The organism is Sporofaciens sp. JLR.KK001 (assembly GCF_036941055.1).
Classification (GTDB): Bacteria; Bacillota; Clostridia; order Lachnospirales; family Lachnospiraceae; genus Sporofaciens.
Map to the genome: position 1 here is coordinate 71635 of NZ_JAYMNO010000003.1, position 23772 is coordinate 95406.

The 23772-nt window shown below is 43.8% G+C and carries 25 protein-coding genes; 20 read left to right on the top strand and 5 right to left on the bottom strand.

Annotation, left to right across the window (positions count from 1 at the left end; translation table 11 throughout):
- The first annotated feature begins 5 nt into the window (after positions 1–5).
- The 5 genes from VSQ62_RS30460 (at position 6) to VSQ62_RS30480 (ending at position 3866) form a co-directional block, all read left to right on the top strand.
- Positions 6–581 carry an HDIG domain-containing metalloprotein gene (locus VSQ62_RS30460; RefSeq protein ID WP_016220488.1) on the top strand — a complete coding sequence of 192 codons (576 nt, stop codon included), beginning with the start codon at positions 6–8 and terminating at the stop codon, positions 579–581.
- A 380-nt stretch (positions 582–961) separates the two neighbouring features.
- Positions 962–1861: a tyrosine-type recombinase/integrase gene (locus tag VSQ62_RS30465; RefSeq protein WP_334638594.1), complete on the top strand. Its 900-nt coding sequence runs from the start codon at positions 962–964 to the stop codon at positions 1859–1861.
- 340 nt (positions 1862–2201) lie between these two features.
- Positions 2202–2735, top strand: coding sequence for a hypothetical protein (locus VSQ62_RS30470; protein WP_334638595.1), 534 nt, complete (start codon positions 2202–2204; stop codon positions 2733–2735).
- A 1-nt stretch (position 2736) separates the two neighbouring features.
- The gene (locus tag VSQ62_RS30475) at positions 2737–3690 is read left to right on the top strand and encodes a phosphoadenosine phosphosulfate reductase family protein (protein WP_160282123.1); all 954 of its coding nucleotides are present in this window, start codon (positions 2737–2739) and stop codon (positions 3688–3690) included.
- 11 nt (positions 3691–3701) lie between these two features.
- Positions 3702–3866: a hypothetical protein gene (locus VSQ62_RS30480; protein WP_334638596.1), complete on the top strand. Its 165-nt coding sequence runs from the start codon at positions 3702–3704 to the stop codon at positions 3864–3866.
- A 183-nt stretch (positions 3867–4049) separates the two neighbouring features.
- Here VSQ62_RS30480 and VSQ62_RS30485 read toward each other — a convergent pair whose 3' ends face one another.
- Positions 4050–5366, bottom strand: coding sequence for an IS4 family transposase (locus tag VSQ62_RS30485; RefSeq protein WP_288091876.1), 1317 nt, complete (start codon positions 5364–5366; stop codon positions 4050–4052).
- Between the two features lie 350 nt (positions 5367–5716).
- Between VSQ62_RS30485 and VSQ62_RS30490 the strand changes: the two genes are divergently transcribed.
- From VSQ62_RS30490 to VSQ62_RS30540, 11 genes are all read left to right on the top strand, one after another.
- Positions 5717–6439, top strand: a complete 723-nt coding sequence (locus VSQ62_RS30490) for a hypothetical protein (RefSeq protein WP_334638597.1) — start codon at positions 5717–5719, stop codon at positions 6437–6439.
- Positions 6426–6692 (top strand): hypothetical protein, encoded by a 267-nt coding sequence (locus VSQ62_RS30495; protein ID WP_334638598.1) that lies wholly within the window; start codon positions 6426–6428, stop codon positions 6690–6692. The genes VSQ62_RS30490 and VSQ62_RS30495 overlap by 14 nt, the downstream gene beginning before the upstream one ends.
- Positions 6689–7915 (top strand): hypothetical protein, encoded by a 1227-nt coding sequence (locus VSQ62_RS30500; protein WP_334638599.1) that lies wholly within the window; start codon positions 6689–6691, stop codon positions 7913–7915. The genes VSQ62_RS30495 and VSQ62_RS30500 overlap by 4 nt, the downstream gene beginning before the upstream one ends.
- On the top strand, positions 7912–8604 hold the full coding sequence (locus tag VSQ62_RS30505; protein WP_302168338.1) for a ThiF family adenylyltransferase: 693 nt from the start codon (positions 7912–7914) through the stop codon (positions 8602–8604). The genes VSQ62_RS30500 and VSQ62_RS30505 overlap by 4 nt, the downstream gene beginning before the upstream one ends.
- A complete protein-coding gene (locus VSQ62_RS30510) occupies positions 8601–9425 on the top strand; it encodes a hypothetical protein (RefSeq protein ID WP_334638600.1) in 825 nt (274 codons plus the stop codon). Before VSQ62_RS30505 ends, VSQ62_RS30510 begins: the two co-directional genes overlap by 4 nt.
- A 374-nt stretch (positions 9426–9799) precedes the next feature.
- Complete coding sequence (locus VSQ62_RS30515; protein ID WP_334638601.1) at positions 9800–10285, top strand: hypothetical protein; 486 nt, start codon at positions 9800–9802, stop codon at positions 10283–10285.
- Positions 10282–12954 (top strand): ATP-dependent helicase, encoded by a 2673-nt coding sequence (locus VSQ62_RS30520; protein ID WP_334638602.1) that lies wholly within the window; start codon positions 10282–10284, stop codon positions 12952–12954. The genes VSQ62_RS30515 and VSQ62_RS30520 overlap by 4 nt, the downstream gene beginning before the upstream one ends.
- Entirely contained in the window at positions 12947–13885 is a 939-nt protein-coding gene (gene holA / locus VSQ62_RS30525; RefSeq protein WP_159757577.1) for a DNA polymerase III subunit delta, read from the top strand. Before VSQ62_RS30520 ends, holA begins: the two co-directional genes overlap by 8 nt.
- A gap of 154 nt (positions 13886–14039) precedes the next feature.
- Positions 14040–14867, top strand: coding sequence for a hypothetical protein (locus VSQ62_RS30530; protein WP_334638603.1), 828 nt, complete (start codon positions 14040–14042; stop codon positions 14865–14867).
- A 104-nt stretch (positions 14868–14971) separates the two neighbouring features.
- Positions 14972–15739, top strand: a complete 768-nt coding sequence (locus VSQ62_RS30535) for a hypothetical protein (RefSeq protein ID WP_334638604.1) — start codon at positions 14972–14974, stop codon at positions 15737–15739.
- A 54-nt stretch (positions 15740–15793) separates the two neighbouring features.
- Positions 15794–16021 carry a hypothetical protein gene (locus VSQ62_RS30540; RefSeq protein ID WP_334638605.1) on the top strand — a complete coding sequence of 76 codons (228 nt, stop codon included), beginning with the start codon at positions 15794–15796 and terminating at the stop codon, positions 16019–16021.
- Here the strand turns inward: VSQ62_RS30540 and VSQ62_RS30545 are convergent.
- A complete protein-coding gene (locus VSQ62_RS30545; protein ID WP_334638606.1) occupies positions 16013–17296 on the bottom strand; it encodes a sensor histidine kinase in 1284 nt (427 codons plus the stop codon). The two genes, VSQ62_RS30540 and VSQ62_RS30545, sit on opposite strands and share 9 nt — an antisense overlap.
- Positions 17289–17969, bottom strand: coding sequence for a response regulator transcription factor (locus VSQ62_RS30550; RefSeq protein ID WP_300842354.1), 681 nt, complete (start codon positions 17967–17969; stop codon positions 17289–17291). The genes VSQ62_RS30545 and VSQ62_RS30550 overlap by 8 nt, the downstream gene beginning before the upstream one ends.
- A 172-nt stretch (positions 17970–18141) precedes the next feature.
- Between VSQ62_RS30550 and VSQ62_RS30555 the strand changes: the two genes are divergently transcribed.
- Positions 18142–18987, top strand: coding sequence for a M15 family metallopeptidase (locus VSQ62_RS30555; protein WP_334638607.1), 846 nt, complete (start codon positions 18142–18144; stop codon positions 18985–18987).
- Positions 18988–19034: 47 nt separating this feature from the next.
- Here the strand turns inward: VSQ62_RS30555 and VSQ62_RS30560 are convergent, their stop codons facing one another.
- Positions 19035–20402: a sensor histidine kinase gene (locus tag VSQ62_RS30560; RefSeq protein WP_334638608.1), complete on the bottom strand. Its 1368-nt coding sequence runs from the start codon at positions 20400–20402 to the stop codon at positions 19035–19037.
- Between the two features lie 3 nt (positions 20403–20405).
- Positions 20406–21107, bottom strand: coding sequence for a response regulator transcription factor (locus tag VSQ62_RS30565; RefSeq protein ID WP_016220503.1), 702 nt, complete (start codon positions 21105–21107; stop codon positions 20406–20408).
- A gap of 180 nt (positions 21108–21287) precedes the next feature.
- Here VSQ62_RS30565 and VSQ62_RS30570 point away from each other — a divergent pair, with 180 nt between their 5' ends.
- The 3 genes from VSQ62_RS30570 to VSQ62_RS30580 are packed head-to-tail and all read left to right on the top strand — an operon-like array spanning position 21288 to position 23553.
- Positions 21288–22052 (top strand): ABC transporter ATP-binding protein, encoded by a 765-nt coding sequence (locus tag VSQ62_RS30570; RefSeq protein WP_016220504.1) that lies wholly within the window; start codon positions 21288–21290, stop codon positions 22050–22052.
- Positions 22049–22774: an ABC transporter permease gene (locus VSQ62_RS30575; RefSeq protein ID WP_286082821.1), complete on the top strand. Its 726-nt coding sequence runs from the start codon at positions 22049–22051 to the stop codon at positions 22772–22774. The genes VSQ62_RS30570 and VSQ62_RS30575 overlap by 4 nt, the downstream gene beginning before the upstream one ends.
- A gap of 14 nt (positions 22775–22788) precedes the next feature.
- On the top strand, positions 22789–23553 hold the full coding sequence (locus tag VSQ62_RS30580) for an ABC transporter permease (RefSeq protein WP_286082820.1): 765 nt from the start codon (positions 22789–22791) through the stop codon (positions 23551–23553).
- Positions 23554–23772: the final 219 nt, after the last annotated feature.

Here is a 23772-nt window from a genome sequence, read left to right on the forward strand (position 1 = left end):
TTACAATGGAAAGAAAGTTACCAAGGGAAGAAGCGTGGGGGCTGCTGACGGGATATACAAAGACATTGGCGCTCCAAAGGCATGCATTGGCTGTGGAAGCAGTGATGAGGCATTTTGCACGTTTAAATGGCGAAGATGAGGACGTATGGGGTGTGGCCGGGTTGCTGCATGATTTGGATTATGAGAAATATCCAGAGGAACATTGCAAAAAGGCAGAAGAAATCATGCAGGCGCGGGGAATTGATGAAGCCTATATCCGTGCTATGAAATGTCATGGCTATGGACTTTGTACGGATACGAAACCGGAAAGCCGGATGGAGAAAGTATTGTTTACAGTGGATGAACTGACGGGTCTGATTAATGCGGTATGTCTGATGCGCCCATCCAAAAGTGTATTGGATCTGGAAGTAAAGTCTGTAAAGAAGAAATTTAAGGATAAGTCTTTTGCGTTCGGCGTCAATCGAGATGTTGTCCGCAGTGGCTGTGAGATGCTGGGGATGGAACTGGATGAAGTGATTCGGGAAACTATAGAAGGCATGAAGGAGAAGGCTGCGGAAATAGGACTGAAGGGGAATCTGTAGTTTGGCTTAAGACCCCGGGTATAAAAATATAGTTATGTGTATTTAGCGTATAGTTTTTGTGGAAATCCAGCGGGCTATGCGCTATTTTGTTAGACCTAGAGTCTGTTTATCAATTACGGAGTTTTTAGAGTTCCGAAAAATGGTATATTGATTTGATATTGCTCCTTGCCAAGTAGACAGGTAAATTCGCTGCGTGTTGATTATGAAAAGATTTTAAGGAATCTGTGGTAGGGAATGCTAAAGTAGAAGATAGTGCGGAGTAATCAAATTTATAGTATCACTTGAATTTGACATATAATATATGTTATAGTATGAATATATACTTATAACATATTGTGAATCCGCTTCCGCGGATCAGTCAACAAGGGAGGGCAGGCCAAATGAACAGCATACACGCTTCCGACCAGTTTCTGCAAGTAATCTGGCCAGATTTTACCGCACATTTCCGTAATGAAGTCAGTATTGCGTCATATGAAGTAGATGTGGCCGAATTTATGCGGTTCTGCGAGAGTGATTTTTTACAGCTGGACTATGAAAAAGCAGAAGCCTATTTTGAATATCTGCAGAAGAAACTGGAGACAGGAAAGATGCAGCCAAGCACAATGGCAAAGAAAATCCGGGAATTGCATTCCCTGGCTGAATATATCTGTGATGAGCGTGGGAAATACAAGGTCCCGGCATCATTTCGGGACTACTTCCTTCCTTATTTAAAAAGGATTGCAAAGATAGATAAATACGCAAAGACGATCCCGGTAGAACATATTGATAAGATATTTACCGAAGCGCAGGATGACCTCCAGGCATATTGTATTTTTGCCCTGCTTCAGAGGGTAGGGCTTTCATCGACAGAGATTGTAGGATTGAAGCTGTGTGATATTGTTGCATATGACAATGGTGTGTATGCGGAACTGCCAAGCCGGAAGGACCCCTGTTTTATACCGGAGGATGTGTTTGTGATTTTAGGGCAGTATATTGCCCAGAGGCAAGAACATGAATATCTGTTCTATAACAGCCGCGGGAATAAGCTGAATACCATGTATATCAGCAGGCTCATGAAGAAATATACAGAACTTGCCGGCGTACCGAATTACAGTGCAGAAGCGCTGAGAAATACTTGTGCGGTCACAATGTTTGCATATGAAGCAAGCCCGGAGCAGGTAGCCAGGCAGATGGGGGTCACACAGATTCAGATCAAACGTTATAAGAATCTGTCTTACCGGGACAACCTTGTCCGTGCAGCGAATGAGTTAGTGAAAGTAAGGGTGGAGCCTCCGAAGTAGGGAAAGGCTGCGGATACATTTCACCCTAACAGTAAGGTTTTGTATTTTATGCTTGTAAAATGTCAAATAAGAGAAAAGGGCGGTTGGAATTAGTGTGGATTAACATTATAAAGTTTTTGACATTCTGCTTCGTATGCAATATAATGAACGCATAAAGATTCTTTTCATACTCTGATTCTTAGGAAGAGGAGAAGGCGTGAAATCCCTGGTAACAGGTTTTTATCTATCATCAGGGGGAAGCGTGGGAAGAATTTTGCATCTGGTACTATGCCAGATGTTTTTTTATGCAAAAATATTAATAGAAGGAGGAAGTTGTTATGCGTACAACAAAGAGAAGAAAATGGCAGATCGAGTGAAGAAGAAGGAGGATACAGATGTCCAGGAATTTCTAAGGTTTCATGGGATGTCAGCGGGAAATGATGATTATAACTATCATATGTCGCTGGGATTCTATTATGCCTATTCCGCGGACGCATTCCGTTATGCGGAATTGATCGAGGACGGTGAAATATTCGATGAATACGAGGTAAGCGCAGTGGTAAAAAATCTGCATGTTTCGTATCAGGCATTAAAATATTTCCAAAACAAACTGAATATAGGGAATTATGAATTTGACACAGCAGAGACAGTTACTTTGGAAGAGGCAAGACTGGAGAACGGCAGGATTATCGGGAATAAGGATCATGCGGTAAAAACCGCCCGGGGCTGGCTGGCCAGATTCAAAAAGAGACAGGCAGCAAATACAGGAAAAAGTTCTGATGGAATGAAGGAAAAAAGCATTTCTCAGGACTTTTTCTTATATGAAGTCGCAGTTTTTATCCTATACCTGGCAGGAGAAGAGATTGATTATGGCTTTATAGGAGAGGGCGGATAAGATGTTTATAATGGACAATGAACTGAAACTGAATGAATGGCAGTTTGCCCAGAGAAAGTATCTTCCTTTTGAAGAAAAGCTTATCCTCTCCAGGAGACGAATTGAGGACTGGTATGATTTCCACGAGGGTGACGTCTATGTATCTTTTTCAGGCGGGATGGATTCAACGGTACTTGTTGATCTTGTCAGAAAAACGGTCGGGGATGTTCCGTTGGTATTTGTGAATACTGGGCTTGAGTATCCGGAAATCGTCAGATTTGTTTCTTTATATGATAATGTGACTGTTCTGAGGCCAAAGATGTCATTCAAGGAAGTGCTGGAAGTGCATGGATACCCGCTGGTCAGTAAAGAGACGGCAGCAAAGATTAGAAAGCTGCGGCATGGCAACCTAAGCGCCCGTTATCGAAATTATCTTCTGAACGGAGACGAAAGAGGAAGTTTTGGAAAGCTGGCCGAAAAGTGGAAATTCCTTGTAAATGCGCCTTTTGATATCAGCGAACTGTGCTGTGACATTACGAAAAAGCAGCCAATTTATGCATATAACAAGGAGACAGGCAGGGTTCCCTATATTGGGATCACACAGGATGAAGGGTACAGAAGGCAGAGGGAATATAACCGTACAGGCTGCAATGTATATGATGCAAAGCACCCAAAATCCCAGCCCCTAGGTTTTTGGACCCGTCAGGATATCCTACGGTATATTGCCGTAAATAATCTCAACATTTGCAGTATCTATGGGACAATAGAGTGCCGCAATGGCGTGTTCCAAAATACAGGGGTTTACAGATCCGGCTGTGTCTACTGCTGCATGGGGGTACAGCTGGAACCTCATCCGAACCGCTTTGAGAGGATGAAGTCTGATGACTATAGACTTTACAACTATTGTATGCGCCCGCTGTATGAAAATGGGCTTGGGTTTGATTATGTGCTGAATTACTGTGGATTTGCACATTGAAAGGAAGGAATATGATAAAAGTAAATGAATTGATAGCGCTGATTGATAAACTGGAGGAAGTAGAACCGAGAGATAACGATGATTTTAAACAGGTAATGGGAATTGTTTCAGGGAATAAAGCATGTCTAAAAAAGGCTTCTCTGGAAGATATTGTTTATCCAATGTTAACAACTTAGTAGTGGCATGATATCACAATAGGATTAAGCTATTAAACCAATAATAGCAGATGATAGAAATGATTAAAATACACTGAAAAAAGGGCAGACTTTCCCCTTGGTTGCTATCAGCTGTTTTTTTAGATATGGCGTTTGTATTGTAGAATATAAAGAAACTGGCACCACCACCTTTCTTAAATGGTATTAGTGTGTAGTCTTGTTATTGTAATGATGTTTGACTTTTCTTGGAGTTGTACGTAGATTTGATTCCCCGCTGCCCTTTTTGTCACACACCCGGTGAGATACGGCAAAATCAAATATACAGCGGATGATGCCATACTTTTCTGTGTCTGTATCAGCATCCATATATTCTCCTATATGACGGCTCAGGTATCCGACAAGCTCATTCATGTTTGTCATATATTTGTTCTGATTCCCTTTCTGGTTTATGGTGCTGTCAACAATGCCGTCCGTCTCCCGCTTTATGGCAAGAGCCAGGTTTGCAAGCAATACCGATATCCAGAATTCCTGGAGAACGGAGTTCTCGGAATAGCCCCGGAAATTAGTGAGCCCGATCTTTTCTTTGACAAGCTTATAATTCTCCTCCACCGGCCATCTAAGGAAGTAACACTGGCGGAACAGTTCTTTGGCAAGGTCAAAATCATTTGTGATCAGCGTTTCCACCGTCCCACTTGGGAGGTAAAATTTAAGGATGCGTACTTTCCTGCCATCAAGGAAAAAGATATAGTCACTGATTCCATTTCGATCCGCCGGTACAGGGAGTGCATCAATATCCGTGTTAAATTTAGTCCTTAACCGGAAGAGATATCCGGCATGTAAGGTGTCTTCGATAAAAGAAAATAAATTTTTTGAAGCATATCCCCTATCGAAGACAAATATGGTGTATAATAGATTCGTCCGTGCTTTGCTTTTTATATTTTGCATATGCCTTATGGCAAGGGTACGTTCACCGACGCTCATGGGTTCGAGCTGTGCATCAAGGATGCGGTGATTCAGTACATCAAAAGCAACACTGGCAATGGCAGTGGGAGAGTTTTGGCCTCTCCCTATGCTGCCGTATTTATCAAGAAGAGTCTTACGGTTAGGAAGAGGTATTTTAGAGCCGTCAACAGCAATGATCTGCCGTCCCCATACACCCATGAAACGTGAATGGAAATCCAGGGAATCCCTGCTGCAAAGGAAGTCAAGTACACGTTCGAAGCATTCTTTGAAAATAGAGTGATCAATGCCGGAACGGGCCTTGCTGAAAGCCTGTTGGGAACATTTCACAGTATCAGAGATTGGAATTCCTGATATATGCCGCAATTCGGTAAAGAATTCATCCAGTGATGAAGAAATAGTTTTCTTGGAATTTCTTAATAACAGTTTGATCAATGTCCAATAGGGAAGTTTCCCGCAATTGCGTGTAAAAGCCCCTTTTCTGTTTCTGGCCCGTTCAAGGACATGTGGATCAAGTAATGTGTTACAGATAATATCGACTAAGATTTGAATTAAATTCATACGATGCAGCCCCCTTAAAAAAGTAATATAAACAAGGGCTGCGCCGCATTTTTTGGAGCTTATGTCAATAGTAAATATGCTGATTTTTATGGGCGAATTTTGTGCAATATTTTAATCGTATTAGTGGTTATAAATAAAGAAAGGCACAGGGAATCCCGTGCCAATTAAAAGAAACACTATATGTTGTAGTTGCTTGAGTTAGGTTGTTAACATTGATTGTTTATCTGCTAAATCATCTGGGGACTATCTTAAATAATGAACTGCAGGAAGATTATCCGGTGATTAAACTGGAATCCATGCCAGGATGCAGTACAGCAATGAGAAGGGCTATTTAATATGAGGTACTGAGTATGAAGACGGTTATAACATTGGATGATGAAAAATTTGGCGGTAATTATTATCATGCTGCACATGTAGAAGTAATCCGGGGAGACAAAACGCGCAGTGCAAAGTATGTGGATGTTGACAGACTGCTGGAAGCAATGAAAAATGCCAGGAATGTGGATGTGTTCTACAGAATTGGCAGGCTGCCTCAGAATTATTATGATGGGACGATCCGGAGGGAATCCGATATGACAATAAGCGGGCATATGCTGCTGACAGTTTCAAAGCAGAGAATCTCATTACAGTTTGAGGAGACGAAGTACATAATCCCGTTTCCTGCACTTCTGTTCTGTTTTCATATTATACACGGGCGGGTTTGTTCAACGGAGGTATATGCATTGACGGGTACACAGTGGAATGAGAAGTCTGTTTTATATAATTTTCCGTATGGAAATGTAAATGTGCAGTCACATCAAGTGTGCTGGGGGAGCAACAGTCTGCCGGAGATTACGGAATTAAGGAAATTGGATGTGGTATGCTCTCTGTTTTATGACAGTCCCTGCAACAATGATTATTTTACTGCGGAGCGCTCGGTGAAATGGAAGACAGACAATCTGCGCAATGTGCTGGAGAAATTAAAAGAAAAAGAGGAATTCCCGGAAAAGCTGCTTGTAATGAGCGACAGGGGAAATATTGGCACCCTGATTAAGGGTATTATAAAGAAGGAGGACAGGAATGGATCTATTTGATATTTTTGGAATTACAGAAGAAGAACTGAAGGATGAAAAGAAGGCATCTGCAAAGCCTAAAAAGAAAAAAAAGAAAAGAAGGAAAAGAAGCAGGGAACAAATTACAAGCTGCCGGTTTCATTTTGTGCAGGGCATCTGCGTCATGTATTTTATGATGAGGCCGCGGGCACGTGGAGTGAAGATACGCTCAAGAAAAACATCCGCAGCACATTCAGGGAACTGGCTAGTATCTTCTTCAAAATTTCTGTTATGAATGTAGAAGAAAAAGAAGAAGGAATAGAAACCTATATCCGGCCGGAGATTATGTACAAGGAATTTACGAATGAAGATAAGCTGGAATTCCCATTGGAAGTAGCAGCCGGTACGGAGTCTTTATGGCTGGACACAAAGATGTCATTGGATGAGATAAGGGCATTGTGGGTAGAAGCACATCCTGAATATGACGGCTGCAGATTCCAGTATGATGAAAAACAAAAGCTGCTGATTCCATTTATGGAGAGAAATGCTCCAGGCGGGAAAAAGTATACCTTCCCTGTTACGGTTGGATATCTTGGGATACAGGAAACATATGGGGAGGAGGATTTCGGCGTTTCAGAGGTGACAGAGGCAGAGCTTCAACAGAAGTTTGCCAGTCATTATCCGGAGTTTTCTGAGTGTGGATTTGCCTATATTGAGGAGCAGAATCATCTGTTTCCAGTTATGAAATCGGGGCAGGAAGAGAAGGATAAATCGGTTGCAATTCCAGTGGAAGTAAGGGCGAGCGGATTCTCCCTTACGATTAATCCGGAGGATATTCAGGGGAAACGTTCCGCGACCCTGGAGGAGATCCGAGAGGTACTCGAAGGTGTTTATCCCGAATATACGAAGGACAGGACGGATATGCAGTACGATCAGAGACATTTTGTTGTGCCGGTATTGATCAGTTCAAGGAAAGGGCTTGAAATCCGGCCGCTGAACCCAGGATGGAAGCATGAGATCATAGAAGATGAGTATCAGGACAAATGGCGTGTGGAAACCACGCCATTTGGCGTTTTCAGATGTAACAGCTCAAAAAAGGATCAGGCAGCCTTTCAGCTGTCTGCCCACAAAATTCCGAGACGGATATTGGAGGATGTAATCAGGATTTTTAAGAAAACACCGGCGCTTGAGCATGCGCTGCAGATTTTCTATGATAATTCCAAAGACTCCTACATTCTCTTTGAACCAGAGCAGTGTGTAACCAGAGGTTCCGTAAAATTCAAAAGAGATCTGCAGATGGAGCAGAAATATATTCTGGTTATGGATATCCATAGCCACGGAATGTATTCAGCCTTTTTTTCGAGCGTAGATAATGAAGACGAGAAAGGCATACGGTTGTATATGGTGTTTGGAAATCTGGACAGGCATACGCCTGGATATGCGCTTCGAGTAGGTGTTGCAGGCATATTCGGTGAAGTGGCATTAGAGGATATTTTTGAAGGAAGGTCAGAGGCATGAAATATAATATTATTATTGTTGGCTGCGGGGGAACCGGAGGTAATTTTATCAAAGAACTTGGCAGATTTTTATATAGAGCCTCCAATAAAAATAGCTGCAGCATACTGTTAATAGACGGCGATCTGGTGGAGGAACATAATGTCTCCAGACAGCCGTTCCTCCCGGAGGATGTCGGGCGGAAGAAGGCGGCTGTTATGGCGGAGATTTTACAGGAGGCATTTCAGGTAACCTGCAGTTATTATCCGGAATATCTGAAACATGTATATGAACTGGAGAAATTTGAAAAGGAAGACTATGTAACGATCCTGATTGGGTGTGTGGATAATCATGCGTGCAGAAAAGTACTGCATGCATATTTCCGGAAGAGCATTTCCTGTTTCTATCTGGATTCTGCGAATGAATATTCAGTTGGAGAAGTCGTTGTAGGTGTGCGCATTGCAGGAAGCGAGATATCCCCTGACCGGGTACATTATTTTCCGGAAATCCTGCAGGACGATTCCCTGCCAAGAAGCGAGGAGAGCTGTCAGCGGGTGAATATGAGGCAGCCTCAGCATTTGGTTACGAATCTGTTGGCAGCAAATCTGCTTTTGAAATGTGTGGTTGAGATTCTGTCTGAACAGGAGTGGAACGGCGGGATTTATTATTTTGATGCATTTAAAGGTTATTCGGTTTTCAGGGAGAAGCCATGATGAATATTAACGCAGTTATGACAGGTAACTTAACGCCATTTGATTTTGATGTTGAAGAAGAAATACAGAAGCTGTTAGAAGATAAGGACTGTAATATTTTAATTCCAATAAAGCTATTTTGTGTGTTTTTTGAAAAATTGGCCCATGGAGATATAGAACTGCATTTTCAATCTGTTAATCTGCTGAATATCAAAGTTGACTATGCAGCAAAGAACTCCTGCCGCAGCAGCCTGGTAAATGTTATGGAAGGAATCGGCGGGGAGTTATGGGAAGCTTTTATCAACTGGTCATCCTTTCAAAAGGAATTTATTGATTTGTCAGTTGCAGAAACGGTCATGGATGTAGATTATGAGGATTTGCTATCCTGGGATGATACGGTACGGGCTGATTACATCAGCAAATATCAGAAGCAATTATTTACCAAAATCCAGACAGGGCTGTTTGGGGAAATTCCTGGACCGGTCCTGGATTGCCTTGATTTTCCATATGGGAGGGCCGCAATATATCTGTACAGTGAAAAAATCATAAAGTATCTGGAGTTTGCGGCAGATAACAAGGATATCATACATAATCAGTTTGCCAGGGAACATGAGCGTATCAGACGGGCGCTTCGTATTGTGGAACAGCCTGTTGCACGAGAGTGGGTCAAAAGCCATGTGAAAAAGGGCAGATATTATATCATTGGGTTTTACATAGGCGAAGATATAGAACATGGAATTACATTTAGGAACCTTAATTGGAATTTCTTTGTTGCACTGTATGTACTGGAAAAACTATTGGAAATAGCTGATAGTTTTTTCCATTTTTATGAAGAAAGGTAGATAGTATTAGTATGACATTTCAGGAGATTATGAGAATTGACAGGGATTCTTTTTGGGGAGGTTGGATAGAAGCTTTGGGGTATGATATGATGGCATTTACAGAAGACGTTCATACGGCGTTATGTATTTTGCTTTTATACCGTTATTGGGAAAAATTTGATGAGAGATATCACACAAGTCTGGCCTGTTCGAGTCTGTCCAATTTGATTTTATCAAGAACAGAAAAGGAGTGGGTGTTTCAGGAAGAGTGTTTGGACCTCTATGTAGAATATGAGTATTTTTGCAGCGACCTGTTTTCAAATGCGGCGTTTATTGCTGGGTTTGATGTATTTTCAATAATGATTTCGGAAGATATTTTTCCTGTGGAGATATGGATGGAAGAGAAAAAAGCAAGGAAGAGAGCGTTGTTGGATCTTTTGCATACAAGGGGATTCCCGGATTCATGGTTACCACTTTTCTGGAAAAATTTATCCAAGATAGAAAGGTCGTATGGTTCTATGGAAGATGGAGAGATTATTATTATGCAGAACAGGTCGATTGGCGCATATAAAAAATTTCGCAGAGAACATAAAGAGATGGTTCATAATTACTTTGCAGAAGAGGAACAGGCAATAGAGGATGTGCTGGATGACTTGATGTATCCTCTGACTTATACGAATGTACATGATAACGGATACCTGGGAGATAATTACTATATTTATTTTGATACGGGATGTGATGGATATAATCACCTTTCATTTTCAATGCTGAGTATGCAGTGGGTGATATCCTGTGTAGTATTAGGAAAACTGCTTCGGGATTTTAGAGACAAGGTATACCAGCTCATGGACATTCAGCTGGAGTTTGGGCTTATATCATGAAGGCTGATAATTTAATGACTCTGCTCAAATGTCCAAAGAAATATGAATTGGAACAGACCGTGTTTCATTACGAGACTCAGAAAGAGGCATCCTTTCGGAAAGCTCTGGATATAGCCGCCATCCAGCTCGCCGGGAAGGCGGGGTGGGAGGATGCGGCCGGAAAGATAGAGTCTGTCCTTCGGGAAGAATACGCGGAGCAATGGTTTGAATTAAGCTGGCAGAAGAAACTGGCCGTCAGGGATGATCTGTTTCGGATAAGACGCTTATACTGCTGGCTGTCAGGGCGTACGGCGGGGAAAGCACAGGCGCTGAAGCCATTGGAGGTAAATTTTGAGGCTTCCTATGCCGGACATGAAATCCATAATCTGCAGATTCAGGCGGATTTAGTCATAGAGAAGCCGGATGGAAAAATTCAGGGAATTATCTTATACCGGAGATTCTCCCGCCCATATTCTTATTATGCGAAAAAGGCAGATAATCACGTTTTTTTCTCTGCCGAATTACTTTGCCTTATGGGTGGAATAAAGATTTGTTATCCTGAAAAACAGGTGGAGGTTATGATGGTTCGGGCGGAATCTGCAAGTGACAGGGCAGGGTACTTTTCAATGTTTGAGGAAAAGAAAGGCGACAATATCCTGCGCTTTACAGAGGAGGAACTCTGGAAATCCGGCGTGGAGAGCGTTGAGGAAAGGCTTGGAGAAATTATGAGCCATGTACATACGGAGAGTTGCAGGAACTGCATTTTTACAGAAATCTGCAGCCCGCCGGTACAGATACATTTCAAAAGAGAAGCCACGGATAAAATGAAAGTGAGGGAACCGCTGAGCTATACTGAGAAACAGGAAAGAGCAGTCCGGCATCGTGACGGGGCGCTGCGGGTGTGCGCCGGTCCGGGAGCCGGGAAAACAGAGGTTCTGACCGGCCGTATCTGCCGGCTGATGAAAAATGGAGTCAGTCCTAAAAGAATCCTGGCAGTTACATTTACAAAAAGGGCTGGGAGAGAGATTATGGAACGGATAGAGTCAAAGGAAAAGCCGGATGTTATGACGCTTCATGCTTTGGGATACCGAATTGTTCGCCAGCATGAGCACCTGATCGGGAAAAAGAAACTTGTAAACAAGGTTGACTGCATGCAGATGATGCTTTATATACTGAATCGAATGCCGGTCATCCAGGGAGCCAGTTATGAGAGGATATGTACCGCAGGCGGACTCCTGGAGTGCCTGCTGAAAGATTTCTCTTTTATCAACCAGTATGGGGCAGAAAAACTGCAAAAACAGTATCCTCAGAAGGATGTGGCCGGTATTCTGCAGATAAAGGAGCAGTATGAGCAGAAGTTTCGTGCAATGGGTTATATTCTGTATGAGGATCAGGTGCGCCTGGCTGTGGAAATACTGGAGGCATATCCGGGCGTGCAAAAGAAAATGCAGAAGGCATATGATTATATTATGGTGGATGAGGCCCAGGATTTGGATGAGATGCAGGCACGCCTGATTCGGCTTGTGACGGACCCGCTCTGTAATAATATTGCGTTATATGGGGACGCGGATCAGTCCATTTACGGCTTTCGGGGCGGAAGCAATCAGTTCATGTTAAGATTTTCAGAAATCTATCCGGATGCGGCGGATATCAGGCTTAATGATAATTTCCGTTCTGCAAAGGGGATTATGACGGCGGCGAATACACTCATAAGCCATAATATAGAACGGGTAGCGTTTCAAATGAATGCACACGTAAAGACGGAGTTTTTGCCTGTCTTAATCCATAATTTCAGGGCAAACCGGATAGGTGCATTTATCCAGGATGTGCTTCACATGGGATACCGGCAGGAAGATATCGCGGTGATTGCAAGGTCGAATAAAGAGCTGGAATGCATGTGCAGTATGCTAGGGCAATATAATGAAGCGCATCCGGATGAAACAATGCTTGGGTTCAATAAACCGAAATATTATCTTTGTAATGATTCTACATTTCAAGCAATTTTAGATCTGCTGACAATCTATCTTGGTGACTTTTCCGATGATATGGTTTGGTTCCGGCTATTGAATATGCTGGGTGAAATACCTGAAAAAGGAGAATCGAAACGGACACTTTACGAGGATTACCTGGCGAGGGGGATGATTTATCCCCTTGCCGGAGAGGAGGAGACGAGATATCTGAGTGTCACAGCTTCTGACAGCCGTATTTTACAGGCTTTTTCAAAAATATACCGGGCCGCGAAATGCTTTGTCCTGCCAGCCCGGCAGGCAATACTGCGTGCCATGGAATTATTTTGTGATGAGCAGATCGATTATAAGGAGGTGCTGGAGATACTGGATGAAAAGTTTCGGGAACGGAATATAAGAAATGCAGGTCAGATGTGGACATACCTTTCTTCGGTCAAACGTTTTCGGGATGATACCAGGCTGTTTTACGAGACCGGGCAGGAAGGGAGGATTCAATTACTGACAGCCCATGACTCTAAAGGAAAGGAATTCCCGGTGGTGCTGGTCTATGGAGTAGATGATTTTGAAAAAAACGAGCCCCAGGAAGAACGTAGACTGCTTTATGTGGCTATGACGAGGGCAAAGGAACGGCTGTATTTAACGGAGATATGTAAAGGAAAGAGTATGTTTATCAAGGAATTTGAAGAAAAGCTGAAGATTATGGGAGGAACGCAATATGCCTAAATGGTTGGTGTATGGGGAAGAACCATACTTGATTGATAAGTTTCGCAAAAAAATTATAGATGAAGTGGAAACACCGGAGTTTAACCTTATGGAAACGAGTGAATTTACGGAAGCAGAGCAGAACTTCTTATGTCAGCATGCGTTATTCGGGGATAAGAAGGTGCTGATTTACCGCGCGAATAGTTTGAAAGAGAGCGGGGAATTCGTAAAATATGTATCTGAAAAAGGGAAAACTACGGACACCTATATTTTTGTCCAGGAAGTTGACAGGCGGAGCAAAGTGTACAAGATGTTCAAAAAAGAAGAAGTCCAGGTTTTCAAAAAGCTGTCCCGGGATGTTCTGGAGAAGACGGTCATGCAGTTTGTGAAAAAGGCCGGATGTGAGATTACTACAGAGGCATATCAGCGGTATCTGCAGTTGATTAATTATGATTCAGAGGAAACAAATCTGTATGATGTGCTTCATTCATTGAAACGGCTGTGTGCTGTGAAGGAGATTACGAAGGAAACCGTGGAGTATACGGTGCTGGACCGGGAACAGGAGAATATTTTCCTGCTGATACAGCTTATTATGCAAGGAAAATACAGTGATGTGTTCCGGCAGGCGGAATTAATCCTGCAGAATCAGCCCAATAATGTGATTGGTGTGCTGTCGCTGCTTTTGCGAAGCTACCGGCTGGCATATAAAATGGAGGTGTGCCATTGTTCGTTGAGTGCATTAGGGGTTAACGGGCGCACGTTCGTTCCAAGGATGTCTGCTGACAGGTGCAGTGAGGCGATGGATGTTCTGGATGATATGGTGAACCTGATAAAACGGGGCACCTATCGGCCGGATATCGCATTGAAGGTTGCACTGGCGAAGCTGTGCTGTCTGCAGAACGAACATGAAGGAAATAACCAGGGTGAGCTGCTTAAGAAAGGAAAAATATAATACATAGAGAATTCGCAGGAATTTTATTGTAAACATGAGTGTTTTTTTGTATAATTGAGATGTAGCAGGAGTAAATAATATTGTATTATTGCTACAGATTTTAAGGAACTGAGGTGATAGGATGCAGGACGAGACAAAGCAGGTACAGGAAATTATGGCAAAGCGCACCGCAAAAAACAGCGTGTTCCTGAACCTCTTTCAAGATAAAAGTTATCTGTTAAAGTTGTATAAAACACTCCATCCAGAGGATACCGCAGCTACGGAAGATTCATTAACTGACGTAACCATAGAAAATGTGCTGACAGACAATTTATACAATGACTTAGGCTTTATTGTGGGCAATAAGCTGATGATACTGGTAGAGGCTCAGTCCACATGGACAATGAATATTTTAGTAAGAGTTTTGCTATATCTGGCGCAAAGCTATCACGAATATTTCCAACGTACCAGCCAAAACTACTATAAAAGCAAAAAAGTAAAAATGCCGAAGCCGGAGCTTTATGTGATATTTACGGGCAATAAAGGACGAAAGCCTGATAGAATATCTTTATCAAAAGAATTTTTTGAAGGCGCAGATATTGACATTGAAGTAAAAGCAAAGGTTATCTATGAAAGCAATGAGGACGATATCATTAATCAGTATATTATTTTCTGTAAAGTCTTTAATGAGCAGACAAAAATGCACGGTATGACAAGGAAGGCAGTTACGGAAACAATCTGTATATGCAAGGACAGGAATGTTTTAAGGGATTATCTGCTTAAAAAGGAAAAGGAGGTTGTGACGATTATGATGAGTTTGTTTGATGAAGAACAGATTATGAGATCATTTATTAAAAGCGAAAAGTATGACTTAGCCAAAGAGAAGGCTATACTGATGTTGAGAGATGGTAAAATTACAATAGATGAGGTGAGTTTATACTTTCCAGAATTGCTTGAAAGTGATATAAAAGAACTTGAAGAAGAGATTGTTCAGTTGGTATAAAAAGTTTCTTAAAATATCAACATAAAGACGCATGGAGCAGAGACTGTAAACCATGCGTCTTTTTGATATTCACCATGTAGGAATAAGATATCAGGAGAAAAGGGATGCAGTATGTTGTATGTTATAGCGGCGGGCATAGTTCGGCTCTTGCAGCGGTAGAAACAGTAAGACGGTTTGGAAATGAAAACGTTATTCTTCTAAATCATGATATTAGCTCGAAGGTCGAGTCAATAAAAATCAAAAAGTTTAAGAACCAGGTAGCGGAGTATCTTCAATTGCCGATAACCTACGCAAATTGCGAAGGGTTTGAGCAGAAGACTCCGCTTTCTTTATGTCTGGAGCATGGGAGAGTAAAGTTCCGTTCAGGCCATGAAATTTGTACATATTTTTTAAAAACACAGCCATTTTACCAGTGGCTGGAAGAAAATTATCCGGTTTATGACGGCCAGATGTCCGAAGAGATTGTGCTTATCTATGGTTTTGATGAAAATGAGATACACCGTGTTGCAAGAAGGCGCAGGCATTTGGAAAGCATGGGATATGATACCCTCTATCCTTTAGTGGAGTGGCCGAGAACGATCAATAATATAGAAGAAATAGGTATTTCCAGGCCAAGGGTGTACTTTGAATCAAAGCATGCAAACTGTATTGGATGTCTGAAAGCCGGGAAACAGCATTGGTACAAGGTATACTGCTACCATCGGGATATTTTTGAAGAAGCAAAGATGGTGGAAGAACAGATTTGTTTCAGCGTGCTTAAATGTGGATATTTAAAGGATTTGGAAGCAGAATTTGAAAAAATGAGACAGGCAAGGGTTCCGGCTACGGAAAATATGGATTCTTACTGGTTCTGGAAATATGCCAGGCAGTAAACCATACAGGAGATGAATGTCGGCAATCCTTGTCGGAAAGTGAGAAGAAGGTTTATGGATGATATAGGAAGATGTGTATGCGGCATGGATGGTCAGAAGTATATCCTTGGACCATGTATATTAAGCGGAAGGCTGTTAATCCATGCGGATAAAAAGACCCGCTTATTTGTAGAAGGGAGCAGCTTTAGTGACGGGGTAATAAGCTGGAGATTTGGAAGAGAATATCCCGAAAAATGCCAGCATTTTCTTACAGGTTCGGCGTTACTGACAGTATTAACTTAACATAACCACAAAGGTTGTACCGCCTCCCGGTGTATCTTCCACCCGGATTTTCCCTTTGTGCATATGGACGATTTCTTGTGCGATACAAAGCCCAAGACCGAAATGCTTCTTGTCTTTGTGCGCCTTGTCACAGCGATAAAAACGCTCAAATATTGACTCTTTCTCTGAATCAGGAATACCGATCCCATTATCTGCGACACGAATGGTAATCCTGCCGGAAGTTTCTGAAAGGGAAAGGCAGACCCGGCCATTTTCCGGAGTATAGCTTAAGGCGTTATCCAGCAGGATAGACAGCACCTGTTCGATACGCTCCCTGTCACAGGAATAAGGGGTGGACAATGTATCCGGCAGGATGAAATCAAGAGAAATATTTTTTTTCAGTGCCAGAGGCTCAAACTTTTCATAGGCCGACAGTACCAGGGTATCCAGTTCTACGTTTGTTTTATTTATGGGGAAATGTGTACTGTCTGAACTGGATAATGTCAGCATGTCATCGATCAGCCGTCCCATTCGTTTCCCTTCCTGCATAATCATTTCAGAGAAATGTTCTGCCTCATCAGCAGAGGCTTTACTCATGGAGGAAAGGCAGGAGAGCATAAGTGCCAGAGGTGAACGCAGCTCATGTGAGGCTGCTGCTATAAATTCTGTCTGCTTCTGGCGGTTTATGATTAAGGGGCGGATCATGTGCCATGTGTAGAACCAGAAAAATATCCCAAGTAAGATAATCCCCAAAACATCCGCACCGGCAAATAAAACCCGGCTTACGTTTATGGAATGGGATAATTCCGTTAAAGGCTGCAGAACAGCGGTATTCAGTATATGGCTGTTTTTCGGGATCAGTGCGATACAGGCATAGTATTTCTTTCCGCCTGTATGCAGTTCAAAAGAAGCATTGGAAGAAAGTTTTGTGTCTGAGGTGATGGACTCTTCCGTAAGTCCGTATTCGTCCCGGGCTGCCTTTCTTGCCAAAGCAAATATTCTGGGATCCAGCCGTTGAGGTGACAGGTCTTCGAATATCAGTTTTGTCCCGTTATCCTGAATGTCCATCTCGAACTTTGTATCTGCTTTTAGCTGTGAGAACCATTCAAGAGAAAGCACAGACTGGCTCTCGATCTGGTGGATCAGCATAGCAGCTTTCAATTCAAAATTAGAAAAATAGCTTTCCCTGGCCTCTGCTTCAGAAAAAGAGATGCAGATTAAGGACGTCAGAAGCAGGATCAGGCCGCTTATAAAGGTGCAGAAGAGGGTCAGCCGGATATGAAGCCGTTTAAACATAAGGCACCTCCAGACGATATCCGATACCCCGCACCGTTTTAAGCTGCAGGGTGCTTCTCACTCCTTTCAGCCGGCGACGCAGGAGATAAATATAGTTATCCAGATTCCCATCCTCCACGGAAGCGTCCGGTCCCCATACTCTGGAAAGAAGGGAGGCGCGGGGAATCGTCATGCCGGGGTTGCGAAGAAATATTTCCAGTAAATTTCCCTCTCTTGCCGAAAGAGAGCAGGAATTTTTATTACAGTATAAAACCTTCTGCTTCACATCAAAAGAAATATCCCCCAATTTTAAAGGTTTGTCACCCTCCCACCTGGCAGGGCGCCGTAAAATGCTGTGTATTCTGGCAAGGAGCTCCTCGAAATCAAAGGGTTTTACAAGGTAATCGTCCGCTCCGCATTCAAGGCCGGTGACTTTGTCTTGCAATGCTCCCATGGCAGTTATAAAAATAATGGGTGTATAGATGTCCTTTTCCCGTGTGATTTTTAAGACGGAGATTCCGTCCAATACGGGAATCATCCGGTCCAGCAGGATCAGGTCATGCGCCTGCTGCTCAATAAAGTGTAGGCCATCCACACCGTCATGGCAGATATCTGTCTCAAAATGTTCCCGTTCCAACTGGAAGCGCAGGGTCTCTGCCAGTGATTTGTCGTCTTCTATAATTAAAATTCGCATGAAGTAGCCCTGCCTTTCGTTTTGTATTCTGTCAATGCAGCCTGGATATTACTGATTATATCACAGAAACCTCTAAGAAACCTCTAAAAAAGCTTTTTCAGTTTAGAGATAGGTTAGAGATTAGTAAGGTATAATATTGTCCGGATATTGTGACAGTACCAAGGAGGAAAATATGGGAACAGATTTACACAGCAGAAGGCAGAGAAATCATGGACGTAAATTAAAGAAAGTGTTGTTTATTGGTTTTTTAGCAGGACTGGTATGCGGATTACTGCTTGGAGCTTTGACTTTTATCATCGGAAATGCATGGAAGGAAAAAAGAAATGAAGCCGGAAATGCTGCGAAAAAAAATAAAGAAGTTTCCAGACAGGCTTCATTTCATGGAAATGCGGCGACAGTCGGCTTAAATACGGATACTTATCCGTCTAAAAAGGATGACTGGAGACTGGCGCTGGTCAATGAATCCCATCCTTTGGATGAAGGATGGAAACCGGAACTTGCGGAAGTCGTGAAAGACCGTTATGTGGATGCCCGGATTCTGGATGCGGCGGCAAAAATGCTGGAAGATGCGGCTGGTGCGGGAATGAGCCTGTATGTCTGTTCTGCATATCGGGATTATGAGAAGCAAAGGGAGATTTTCGACAGCAGCATGGCAGACCGGCTTTCTCAGGGGTATGGACCGCTGGACGCATATGAAGAAACAAAAAAATCCGTGGCGTTTCCGGGAACGAGTGAGCATGCCACCGGGCTTGCGCTGGACATTACATCCGCACAGTATGTGGAACTGAATGAGAAGCAGGCAGATACAGAGGAAGCGAAGTGGCTTGCCGCTAACAGCTGGAAATATGGGTTTGTACTGCGGTATCCTCCTGAAAAGGCAGATGTAACAGGGATAATCTATGAACCCTGGCATTATCGTTATGTGGGGCAGGAGGCAGCAAAAGAAATGACAGAAAAAAATATCACACTGGAAGAATATAATGGCAGACTTAAGGGAGATAAAAACGAATTGGAGTAAAGAGAAAGGAAAAGACAAGGTGCGAATCGGAGCCTTGTATTTTCCTTTCAGGAAAGCAGCTTTTGAAATGCCAAAATTGTTTTATATCCATTCTGCGGCGTACTTTCCATTTTCATTGTTCCGCCGTGCGCCTCCACAAGCTGCCTTACCAGCAATAGCCCAAGCCCATGCCGCAGGTCCAGTCGTTCGTCGGTACTCTTCATATAGTGCGGTTTTTCTTCCAGTTCCCGCAGCTTTTCGGCGGACAGGCCTACGCCATTGTCGGCAACGGTGAGAAAAATAGCCGTGTCAGAGCAGGCAAGCCGCAAGCTGATGGTACAACCCTGCGGGTTGTGACGGATACTGTTCTGTACCAGATTGCCAACTGCCCGTGAGATCAGCCGCGCGTCACATTCTATGACCGCAGTTTCAGCATCTTTGGAAATTTCCGTTTCTAACGAATATTTTTCAGGGATACCGGCATTGAGCAATTCCACCGCATATGAGCGCAGCAGTCTGGAGGGGCGTACCGGAGCCTTTGTGAGCGGCTGCATATCGTATTCCAACTGTGATACCAGATTCAAGTCCTGTACCAGGTCTTTGATTTTTGCGCTCTGTGCCCGGATAATCTCTGCCTCCTGCTGAATATTTCCGCTGGCTGCATGGTCGCGGGCAATCCGCTCAGCATAACCCATAATCATAGAAAGCGGGGTGCGTATATCATGGGAGACACCGCTGATCCAGTTGGCGCGGGCCTGGTTCTGCCTGCTTAATACCTGGGATGCCTGATTCACACTGTCAGCAATTTCCGACAACTCGCCGTGAATAGACAGGCTGACGGGCCTGCCGGCAGACAGTGTTTTAATCGAGGTCATGATCGGTTCCGTGTTTTTGGAAATCTTACGTTTGGAAAAATAGTAGACCAGGAACAAAAGCAATATGTCTGCCGCCAGGATGCCCGTTACGAAAAGTGGAAAAATCCTGACTGCCCGCATGGGAAGATAGTTTCCCGTCAGTTTCATAAAGCTGTCTTTCGGGTAGCCCAGTACCAGCAGGCCCTCTTCCATACTCCGCACAAAAACGGGATACTCCTTAAGATAGCCTTTTGAGAATACGGCGATATCCTGGGCTCTGTACTGTGTTGGTACTTCCTCCGGCAAAGACACCGACCAGTCACAGCTCCCGCCCTCATCCAGATACATGGCCCAGATTTGGTTACGGTTCAGTTCCTGCACCGTTTCTTCTGATATGCCGGAAACAGACAGATCAGCGGCCACTCTCTCCAGCATATTTGCAGGGGACGCCGCGCCGTATTCCTGGAATACGATCCCCCCAAATGTCAGAGAAAACGCCAGGATGTTGACAAGTAAAAGGATCAGAACAAAGGCAAAAAAGGAAAGGAGATACTTTGATATATATTTTCCAAATGCTTTCATCGGTTATTTCCTCGCCAGCAGCTTATAGCCCAGCCCCTTAACCGTCAGCAGGGAAACCGGCTTTGACGGGTCTGCCTCGATCTTCCCCCGGATGCGGCGCACATGGGCGTTCAGGCTGTTTTCATAGCCAAAAGGATTGTCGCCCCACAGGGCTTCGCAGAGCGTGTCCACAGTCACAATGCGTCCCTCATTCTTCGCAAGGGTTTCCAGCAGCTTATGCTCCATCGCCGTCAAAGGAAGTACCTCACTGCCATTGTCTACTTCGGCCCGGCTGAAATCCACCGTACAGCTATGAAGCTTCAAAATTGGCTCGTCCTCCTTGTAACAACGGCGCAAAACCGCGTAGATCCGCAGTAAAAATTCCTGGGGAAGAAAGGGCTTCGCGATATAATCATCGGCTCCAAGGCCAAGGCCTGCCAGCTTGTCTGCTGCCTCGTCACGGGCTGTCAGAAAAATGATGGGAATGTCCGTCCATGTGCGTATCTGTCTCATCAGGGAAAACCCGTCACCGTCCGGGAGCATCACATCCAGAATCGCAAGATCAGGCTTTTCCGCTTTGGCGGCGGCAATTCCCTCTTTCATATTGGGGGCAGTAACAAGATACTGAAAGCCCTCATCTGTTAGTATAGCTGTTATCATTTTCAAAAGCTCCGGTTCGTCATCAACCAGCAGGAGCTTCTTACTGTGTAAAAATGTATTGTCCATCGCGGCACCTCCCCGACAAGCTGTACAACCTACATAAATTGTGTTTTTGTCAGCTTGATTATAGCATAGCCTGTCTGCCTTGTGAACGGCTCTTTGAAAAAGTAAGGTAAAAGTAAGGACGTGGGAGCGTAGATGTCAGATTGATGTTGTACCATAGAAATATCGAAAGGAGATGTTTGTATGGACTACATTATTACAACAGAACAGTTGACGAAAAAATACAAAAACTTTACTTCCGTCAACAATGTTTCGCTTCACATTCAAAAAGGCAGTATTTATGGTTTCTTAGGTCCCAACGGCGCTGGCAAATCTACGACTATGAAAATGCTGTTGGGACTGACCGCTCCCACAAAGGGCAGCTTTACCATTGACGGAAAGCACTTTCCCGATGACCGGATTGCCATTCTCAAAGAGATTGGCTCATTCATTGAATCACCTTCTTTTTATGCAAATCTGACCGGCCGGGAAAATCTTGATATCATCCGCAGAATTTTGGGGCTGCCGAAAGATGCCGTTGAGGATGCATTGGATTTGGTTGGCCTGACCGAATTTGGCGGACGGCTGGCAAAGAAATATTCGCTGGGTATGAAACAGCGTCTGGGGCTTGCCGGAGCACTGTTGGGGAGGCCACCGATCCTGATTCTGGACGAACCGACGAACGGCCTCGACCCCTCCGGCATCCATGAAATCCGAAATCTGGTAAAGTCTCTGCCTGACCTGTATGACTGTACGGTTCTGATTTCGTCTCACATGCTGTCAGAAATTGAGCTGATGGCAGATGACATCGGTATCCTCAATCATGGACGGCTGCTGTTTGAGGGCAGTTTAGACGATCTGCGTCAGAGAGCTTTGCATTCTGGATTTGCAGCGGATAATCTGGAAGATATGTTTCTCTCTATGGTGGAAAAGGATAACTCCGTCAGAAAGCAGAGGGCAGACTTATGAATGCACTTGGGATCGAACTTCGGAAAGAGAAAAGAACCGGCGTCATCTCCGTATTGCTGGCCGCAGGCATTTTAGGAGCTGCATACGCATTTGTCAACTTTATTGTGCGGAAAGATACGCTTTTGAACCTGCCGCTGGCTCCTATGGATGTTCTGCTGACACAGCTTTATGGCATGATTGTGGTTCTGAATATGTTTGGGATCGTAGTCGCTTCCTGCATGGCTTACAACATGGAGTTTAAGGGAAACGCGGTCAAAAAAATGTATATGCTGCCTATGAGCGTTCCGGGGATGTACCTTTGCAAATTTCTGATCCTGACCTTTATGCTTTTGGCAGCGATAATTCTGCAAAATCTTGCGCTTGCCCAAATCGGGATGACAGACCTGCCGCAGGGTTCATTTGAAATGATGACGGTGATTCGTTTTGCGGCATATTCGTTTATTACCGCTATGCCGGTACTGGCCTTTATGCTGCTGATTTCCTCACGGTTTGAAAACATGTGGGTTCCCCTCGGCGTTGGTGTTGCGGGATTTTTAAGTGGTATGGCGCTGGCAAATTCGGATATGGATATTCTGATGGCACACCCTTTTGTTGTGATGCTGAAACCGGCGGTTGCAATGAGCGCACAGCCGGATGGGACCGTTATCATTGCTTCTCTGATTGAAACACTTTTGTTTCTTGCCATCGGCCTATGGATGGCAAAAAATCTTCGTTATGAATAGGAGGGATGACTGAAATGAGTTTTTTGGAATTACTCAAAATCGAGTTTATGAAAGTGAAACGATCCAAAATCGTGCCCCTGATCTTTATTGCCCCGCTGTTGGTGGTCGCTTCCGGGATCGCGAATCTGAGCAGTTATTTCACGCCGGAATATACAAATGCGTGGCCTGCGATGTTTATTCAAAGCGCTTTGGTTTACGCTTACTATCTGCTTCCGTTCAGCATGATCGTGGTCTGTGTGATGATTGCGGGACGGGAAACGGGAAACAATGGCATCCTGAAAATGCTGGCCTTACCGGTCAGCCGGCATATGCTTTCTATCGCCAAATTCTGTGTGCTGGTGTTTTACCTGTTCATGGAAATGGTTGTATTCCTTGTAGTATTCGTAACAGCAGGGCTGTACGCCACGCACACGATGGGGATTACGGAAACATTGCCCGTTCTTTATTTACTGAAATGGTGTGTTGGTTTATTCCTTACCATGCTGCCCTGTGTAGCGATGATGTGGGCGATTACCGTATTGTTTGAAAAACCGCTTCTTTCCGTGGGAATGAACCTGCTCCTTGTAATTCCCGGCGTTCTGGCAGCGAATACGCCGCTTTGGATTGCATACCCGTATTGTTACAGCGGTTATCTGGTGTCCTGCTCACTTCATGACTTTACAGCAGAATCCTCCGGTACTGCGTTTTCGTATTTTCCGTTCCTGCCCTGTGCGATATTGATGTTTAGCCTGGTATTCGCCCTGGCAGTCACACGATTTGGTAAAAAAGAAATGAGGTAAAAACTATGAAAAATAAGACTTCTGTCGGTGGTCTGTGTACGAAACAAAGAAAGCCGCAGTACCGTAAATATCATTTCTATGGTGGTTAGTGTCCTGTGGATTCTGATGATGGCGGGGATTGTTGTTCTTGCCCTGTTTATCAATTTTGTTCAGTAAGAGAGGTATCAGAAATTATTTTTGCATAAGTACGAAAGGCGGCAGAGGAATCTTGCCGCCTAA